The following is a 6,400-nucleotide window of genomic DNA, read 5'->3' as shown; positions in this document are numbered from 1 at the left end:
GCGAGCGCGTTGGCCGCCCAAGCTGGAGCCACGCGTCGCCCGATGATGCGTTCGCCATCGTCCGTCTGAAGGCGATAGACACGCGTGCACTCATCCGGGAGACGCTTCCAGATCGGGAGCAGGAGCCCGGCGACGACATGGATCGAGCTGTCGGTGAACTCCGGGATCTGCGCCAGTTCGCGCTGCCACGCCGCCGCGAAGACATCGCGATCTGCCACCCGCCAATGGCTCTCCGCCATCGCCGCCAGCGATGCATGGTGGTGTTCCATCGGCCGGAGCAAGCGTACCCGGCGTTCGATTTCACCATCATCCAGCATAATGCTTGGGGCTGGCACTTGCACCGCCGCCCGGGCGGATCGTTCGTTGATGAGCAAGGCTGCCCGTGGGTCGGCCAGAAGCTCGAACGCCTGATCAAGCGACAGGGGCCGGTTGCGCTCGCGCTGCGTGATTGTCAGCAACCGCGTCTCGGCGCCGGTGGCCGGGTGCGTATAGATGGCGTGCCGGTCGGTGACGACGAAGCTCTCGGCCTTCAGTGTTTCCAGCCCGATGTCGTAGGTGCCGCTGGCCAGTGCTCCCGCAATCCGGGCATTGAGCAACTGCTCGAAGGCGGTGAACAACACGCCTTGGAGGTCGATCGTCAGCGCCAGCAGTCGATTGAGAAAGGTCGTGATCGGCGGCAGCTCGTCGCGGATGCCGGTCTCGTCCATCAGGCTGAGGCCGGTGGCGCTCTCGAAGAGCTGGAGCGAGCAGCCTTCGACCTTGCCGCGGACGATCAGCAGGTAGAGCTGGCGCAGCGCGTCGCGCGCATGGGGGCTTTCAAGATTGTCTTCGGGTCTGAAGAGGCCCTGTCCGCCGGTCTGGCGCTGGCCACGTGTGATCGCTCCGAGCGTGTCAAGCCGGCGGGCGATGGTCGACAGGAAGCGCTTCTCGGCTTTCACGTCCGTCGCGATCGGACGAAACAGTGGCGGCTGCGCCTGGTTGGTGCGGTTCGTGCGGCCGAGGCCCTGGATGGCGGCGTCGGCTTTCCAGCCCGGTTCTAGGAGATAGTGGACGCGAAGGCGCTGGTTCCGCGCGGCGAGGTCGGCGTGGTAGCTGCGCCCGGTTCCCCCGGCGTCGCTGAACACAAGGATGCGCTTGGCATCATCCATGAAGGCGGCGGTCTCGGCGAGGTTGGCAGAGCCGGGACGGTTCTCGACCATCAGCCGATCACCTTTGCGGATGATTCGCCGCGCGCGCCCGGTGACTTCGGCCACCATGTCGGTTCCGAAGCGCTGGACGATCTGATCAAGCGCGCCAGGCACCGGCGGAAGGCTTGCGAGTTTCTCGATCAACCGGTCACGCCGGGCGACCGCTTCGCGGCTCTCGACGGGCTGGCCATCGCGGGTGACGGGTCGCGAAGAGAGATTGCCTTCCGCGTCGGTGAACGGCTCATAGAGCTGCACCGGGAAGGAGTGCTGAAGGTAAGAGAGGACATATTCGCGCGGCGTGATGTCGACGCGCACGTCGTTCCATTCCTCGGTCGGCACCTCGGCCAGTCGCCGCTCCATCAGGGCCTCGCCGGTGGAGACGATCTGGACGACAGCCGCGTGCCCGTCATCGAGATCGCGCTGGATCGAGCGGATCAGGGTCGGGGTCTTCATCGAGGTCAGCAGATGCCCGAAGAAGCGCTGCTTGGTGCTTTCGAAGGCCGAACGGGCGGCTGATTTGGCGCGGGCGTTGAGCGTGGCTGTCTCGCTGGTGATGTTCGCGGCGCGCATCGCGGCATCGAGATTGTTATGGATGATCGAGAACGCGCCAGCATAGGCGTCATAGATGCGGCGTTGCTCGTCGGTGAGCGTGTGCTCGACCAGCTCGTACTCGACCCCGTCATAGGACAGCGACCTGGCGGTATAGAGGCCAAGGGCGCGAAGATCGCGGGCCAGCACCTCCATCGCCGCCACGCCACCGGCTTCGATGGCAGCGACGAATTCGGCCCTGGTGGCGAAGGGGAAGTCCTCGCCGCACCACAGGCCGAGGCGCTGGGCATAGGCCAGATTGTGAACGGTGGTGGCGCCTGTCGCCGAGACATAGACGATGCGGGCGTCGGGGAGGGCGTGCTGGAGGCGCAAGCCGGCACGGCCCTGCTGCGAGGGCGCGACGTCACCTCGTTCTCCCTTGCCGCCGCCGGCGTTCTGCATGGCATGGCTCTCGTCGAAGATGATCACCCCGTCGAAATCTGAGCCCAACCAATCGACGATCTGCCGGACGCGCGAAACCTTCTCGGCTTTCTCATCGGACCGTAGCGTGGCGTAGGTGGTGAATAGGATGCCTTCCGGCAGTGTGATCGGCCGTCCTTGCGGGAAGCGGGAGAGCGGCGTCACGAGCAGGCGCTCCATGCCGAGCGCCGACCAGTCGCGCTGCGCGTCCTCGATCAGCTTGTCGGACTTCGAGATCCAGAGGGCCTTGCGCCGTCCGCGCAGCCAGTTGTCGAGGATGATGGCGGCGGACTGGCGCCCCTTGCCCGCGCCGGTGCCGTCGCCCAGCATGAAACCGCGTCGGAAGCGGATGGCGGATGCCGCGTCGTCGGTTGCCGCGGAGACGAGGTCGTAGGTCGCGTCAACGGTCCAGGCGCCGCTGAGGAAGCCCGTGTGCGCCTCGCCAGCATAGATCACGGTTTCGAGCTGCGCGTCGGAAAGGACGCCCTCGTTGATGAGCCGTTCGGGCAGGCGTGGACGATAACTTGGCTTTGGCGGCGCTACCGACGCCATGGCCGCCGATTGCACGAGCTTGGTCGGATGCGCCTGAGAGCCGGGAATGCGGATCGTCTGAAGTGCGTATTCCTCGTAGATGGCGTCGGTCAGGCGACCGCCCTCGGCCGGCTGCCAGTCGAGGGTCTCATAGGCAAGATCCACGTAACTGGGCTCGTCGAGTGAGGATCTGAGAGCTGATTTCGCGGGACCGCGCGCACTCGGGCGGGCAACCCGCTTCGACGTCATCGGCGACGGCGTGGGCAGGGCGAGAGAGTCCGCCAGCGTGAGGCGCGACGGAACCTGCTTCGTGACCCAATCCATGAGTGTGCGCGCGTCGGGTGCGGTTCCCGGTGATGCCGGAAAGCGGGCCGGATCGTCTGCCGGCAGCTTGTCGAACACGGTGAGCCGCGTGTCGATGGCGGTGCCGTGCTTGGCATAGACGGCGCCGTCGATGCTCGCGGTGAACACGACGCGCCCGCGCACCTGCAGGCGCATGAACGCCTCGCGCCAGGCGGGATGGTCCGGGCCGCAATTGGCGCCCGTGATGGCCACCAGGCGCCCGCCTTCGGCGAGGCGGGCGAGCGCGGACGCGATGTGCCGCAGCGCTGCGTCGCCCATGCGCCCAGAGACATTTGCAAGTGCAGAGAATGGCGGGTTCAGCAGCACGACGGTCGGGATCATCGCCGGGTCCAGGTAATCGTCGATCTGCGCCGCATCGAAGCGCGTGACGGGAACGACCGGAAAGAGCGAGGAGAGGAGGTTGGCCCGGGTCTCCGCCAGTTCGTTGAGGATCAAGGTCGCGCCCGCGATCTCCGACAGGATCGCGAGCAAGCCGGTCCCTGCCGAAGGCTCGAGCACACGGTCGGAGGGCAGGATGGTGGCAGCGGTCGCCGCGATGAGTCCGAGCGGGATGGGCGTCGAGAACTGCTGGAACGTCTCGCTGTCCATCGTGCGGCGCGTGTGCGTGGGAAGCAGCCCGGCGACTTTCGCGATCAGCGGCAGGGCGGCGGCCGGAGAACCGGCTTTGTGCAAAAGCGCTCTGCCGTATTTGCGGACGAAAAGAACGGTCGCTGCTTCGCAAGCATCATAGGCCAGCTTCCAATCCCAGGCTCCGGCAGCGTCGGACGCGTTGAAGCTCGCTTCCATCGCTTCACGAAGTAGGGTGGCGTCCACACGTCTGCCGGCTTCGAGATGGGGGAGGATGGATCGGGCGGCGCCGAGCAGTGCGGCGGTTCGGTCGGCGCGTGGCAGATGAGATGCCGGCGTATGTTCTTGTGCGGCTGGCGCGGAACGATCGTACATGGGGAAAACCTCGAAAGGAGAGCGGGAACAGGACGAGCCCGTGGGCGCTCTCTCTCGACCGTCCGGGCTCAAACCCGTCCCGGCCCCTCTCTCCCTCTCGTGAGATGTACGCGTGCCTGCTTCAGCCGAAGCGCCGGCCCGCTTCGGTGAAGGTGTAGCCGTTCGCCGCAATCGCCTCGTCGACGGCCTCGTCCGAGGTCAGATGCTCGTATTCCCGTTGGAGCTGGCGGTAGAGCCAGCGGGCCAGATCTCGGAGCGCTTCGGAAACGGTATTTTCCGCATCGGTGGTCATGTCCTGACCCGTGGGGCTGTCGCGATCGACTGTGATGGCTATGCAATGCTCGTGATAGTAGCGCCCCCGGTGGGTCACGGTGGTTCGGAGCTGGTAGAAGTTGCGCCGCTGAACGGCCTGGAGGGTGTCGGCGATCCGGTGAAGCGCGGTATCCGTTGGTGCATAGTCTCGGATGCGGCGGGCGGCGGCTCTCGCATGTCTGTAGTCGCCCTCGAAGCAGGCCCCGTCCCCCTGGCTCCAGAAGCCCGAGAACCAGATGCAGGGTTTCGAGCGGGTGCCGCCGCCGAACAGCCGGACAGGGCGCGTCCGGAGGCTGATGCCCAGGATCGTGCAGATGCGTTCGAAGTCGTCATAGACGAACTCGAACCAGTCATGATCGAAGCCGCCTTCGCGATACCATCCGCGCGCGGCGTCCTTCGCCGCGTCGGAGAGTTCATCGAGCCGATAGACGATGGTTTCGATGATCTCAGGCATCGGGATCACCTCCGTCCAAAGCGGTGGCGAGCCAGCCATCGGTGTCGATCCATCCGACCGTATCGCCGGTGCCGAGGTCGAGGATGTGCGCGCCACCGCCGAAGGAATTGAGCCGCGGCCGCAAGCATGTGTTGGCGTACTGAAAGCCCCAACGGCCCTTGAGACCGAACTCCGTAGCGCAGAGCTTCACGAACTGGATCAGCCGTTCGGGATCGCCGGAGACGTCATCCCGCAGCCAGAGCTGCGAGCCGCCGTGCTCGGGCTGGATGGAGACGAGGAAGCCTTCGGACGGCGGTTCCTCCGCAGCGCCAGCCTCGGTCAGTGCGTTGTAGAGATCGAGCGCGCGTGCGGCATTCTGGGGCGTGCCGACGTCGAGCAGGCACGAGAAGTGCGTGAAATAGTCTGCCATGACAGTCTCCCGCGAACATGGAAAAGCCCGGCGCGGCGACCGGGCTGATGGAAAGGACGTGTGAGGAGAGATGCGGGACCGCCGGAGCGGCCCCGCCTGGATCGGCTACTCGGCCGCGATGGCCGGGAGTGGCTCGACATCTTCGTCCGAGGCTTCCTCGTCGCCGGACAGGAACGCCGGCAAATCCTTGGAGCCTGCCTCGGTTTCGGGTTCGCCGGGTTCGGACGACCTTTCCGTATGGGCAAGCCGCAACGGTTCGGGCAGCCACCCGGTGTCGGCGAGGAGGCGTTCGGCCTCCTTGGCCATGTCACCCTTCTTGAGATGCTCGATGAGCTGCGCGGCCCGGTCTCCGGCGCCCTCACGCACGGCCTCGACGATGCGGCGCTTCGGCACCCGGCCGAGATAGTTGTCGACGGACGGCCGCCATCCGGCGTCCACCATGTCGAGACCGGTGGCGCGCGCGAGCCGGTCGGCCTGGGTGAGACGGCGTTCGAGCCCGTGCTGGGACACGCCGTTCCCGCCATAGGGGTTCGGCTTTTCGTAAAGCGCATTGACGCCGAAGCTTACGCAGTGGGCGAGCAGGGAGAGCCGGCTCGCATCGTCGAGCGCCGACAGCCAGTCCCAGAGCGCCTGATCGTCCTGCGGAAGGTCGGCCTTCCAAGCGTCCTGACGCTCCGCGATCGCGCGTGCGGAGGGGCAGTCCTTGAGGTCGGCAGCCTGCGCGGGGAAGAAGACATGTCGCACGGACGCTTCAAGGCATCCGCCGCCAGTGGTGGTGCGCTGGAACGTGTCGATGACGAGCTTGTGCAGAAGCGCCGTCAGCGCGATTTGCGGGTTGCTCGCCACGGCGTCGCGCAGCGCGAGCGTGCGATGGGCGGTCAGTTCGACCACCAGGCGCTCGGGCAACGGCTTGATCGCGTCGTCCTCGTCCTCGTCGCCTTCGATCGGCTGCCCCCCGACCGTGATGACGGTACGGGACGAGCCGCTGGAGCCAGGCTCGCCGGCTCGGCCGCTGATCGCCGCCGCACAACCGTCGGTCTCATCCTCGGGAAGGACAACAGGCGCCTCGTCTTCCGGGCGAACATAGCCGCGGTCGACCACAAGCTTGCCGTCTGCGCCGATGCTCAGGAAAACGCCTGCGCGGGCGATATCGGTCGGGTCGAAGATCATCGGCCGGTTGTCGAGTTCACCAAG

The 6,400-nt window shown here is 66.4% G+C and carries 3 protein-coding genes and 1 pseudogene; all 4 read right to left on the bottom strand.

Going from position 1 to position 6,400, the window contains the following annotated elements; all coding sequences use genetic code 11:
* A partial coding sequence (locus QZV94_RS21940; RefSeq protein WP_293681953.1) for a strawberry notch family protein occupies positions 1–4,031 on the bottom strand: 4,031 nt, incomplete at its 3' end.
* Between the two features lie 121 nt (positions 4,032–4,152).
* Complete coding sequence (locus QZV94_RS21935; RefSeq protein WP_293681950.1) at positions 4,153–4,797, bottom strand: antitoxin of toxin-antitoxin stability system; 645 nt, start codon at positions 4,795–4,797, stop codon at positions 4,153–4,155.
* The gene (locus tag QZV94_RS21930; protein WP_293681947.1) at positions 4,790–5,206 is read right to left on the bottom strand and encodes a hypothetical protein; all 417 of its coding nucleotides are present in this window, start codon (positions 5,204–5,206) and stop codon (positions 4,790–4,792) included. The genes QZV94_RS21935 and QZV94_RS21930 overlap by 8 nt, the downstream gene beginning before the upstream one ends.
* 105 nt (positions 5,207–5,311) lie before the next feature.
* Positions 5,312–6,400 (bottom strand): annotated as a pseudogene (locus tag QZV94_RS21925) (chromosome partitioning protein ParB); the annotation flags it as partial.

This window comes from uncultured Phenylobacterium sp., assembly GCF_902826855.1.
Lineage (GTDB): Bacteria > Pseudomonadota > Alphaproteobacteria > Caulobacterales > Caulobacteraceae > Phenylobacterium.
Note: the sequence above shows the minus strand (reverse complement) of the source record. Positions and strands in the feature narration are given on the sequence as shown.